General features: G+C 73.9%; 1 protein-coding gene and 1 pseudogene. Both read right to left on the reverse strand.

Annotated features, from left to right (window positions below; genetic code table 11):
* Positions 1-526, reverse strand: a 526-nt coding sequence (locus ACYVE7_RS34170; protein WP_460370740.1) for a DUF7134 domain-containing protein, incomplete at its 3' end; no start/stop codon positions are given.
* Positions 527-697: 171 nt separating this feature from the next.
* Positions 698-1,320: pseudogene (locus tag ACYVE7_RS34175) on the reverse strand (hypothetical protein); the annotation flags it as partial.

Genomic DNA, 1,320 nt, shown 5'->3' on the forward strand with positions numbered 1-1,320 from the left:
GGGCGAGCCGTTCGCGTTCGGCCGCCGCCGCCCGTCTTCGCTCCTGCTCGGCGCCCGCGACGCGCGCGGCCACCTCGGCCCGGTGCGCCCTGCGGTGGTAGCGGGTCTGGCCGAGCGCGGCGAACAGCACGGTCAGCCCCAGCCCGAACAGGAAGGTCGACGCCTGCTCGGCGACGTCCTTCGGAAGCTGGCTGGGGAACGCCGCGACGGCCGCCAGCACCACCCCCGCCAGCGCCTTCTGCGCGTCCCGGTGGGCGGCGAGCGAGAACAGCGCCACGACCTGCGGCGGCACCGCGCCCTCTGTCGCGAACTCCGAGAACCAGAACCCCGCGACGAACACGACGAGGCACACATAGCCGAAGACCAGTTCGGGGTAGCGCCGCCGCCAAACCAGGACGAAGGCGCACGACAGGTAGCAGAGCAGCCCGACGCCCCGTTCGATCGGCGGCATCGGACGGTGGGACTGTTCAGCGAGCCAGGGCGCGACGAAGATCTGGCAGACCACCATGAGCAGCGGAAGCCCCACGTCCCATGGCGTCGGCCAGCCCCCGGGCCGCCTCGCCAGGATCCCCACCGGTCCTTCTCCGCCCCCCTCGCCGGTCTTCCCCGTACGTCTCGGACCAGTCTGCCCCGTGCCTCTGACAGAACGGTCCGCCTGCCGGAGGATCGGCCCTCCACCCTGCGATCTACCCGGTGATCAGTGGACGGGCGCGCCGTCGAGCAGCAGGGTCTGGGACCCGGGGGTGAGGCGGAGGGTGAAGCGGTCGCGGGCGGGACGGCCCAGCGCGTCCCAGCGGGCGCGGGCCTTCAGCAGCTCGGAGAACAGGTCGCGGGGGCCGTGGGCGTGCAGTTCGCCGTCCTCCAGAAGGGCCCAGGAGCCGGTGGTGCGGGCATCGGGGAAGGTCTCGTGCAGGAGCAGCCCGGTGCCGCCCGCCCGGCCGTAGAGCTGGGCGGACATCCCCGGCGCCAGCGCCGTGACCAGCAGGTCGGCGCCCTGGCGGGCCTCGCCGGTCGGGCCGGTCAGCTCTTCGGCGGTGTAGTCGGCCGAGTTGATGGCGCGGTCGTCCCAGTCGTGCAGGAACTCGAAGACCCGGCCGCGCGGGAACCGCTGCGACCGCAGCATCATGTAGCCGCACGCCCCGTGGAGCTCACCGATCGCCTCCTCGGGGCCGGTGCGGACCAGCCGGAGCCGGTGGCCGCCGCCGTAGGCCGGGCTCCACGGCAGCACCCCGACACCGCCCGTCCTGAGCGCCTCGATCCACCGCCACGGCGGTTCGGCGACCCCGCAGGTGACGTGCAGGCCGTCGAACGAGCCCGGCT

The sequence above is a fragment of the Actinocorallia lasiicapitis genome, from assembly GCF_054778695.1.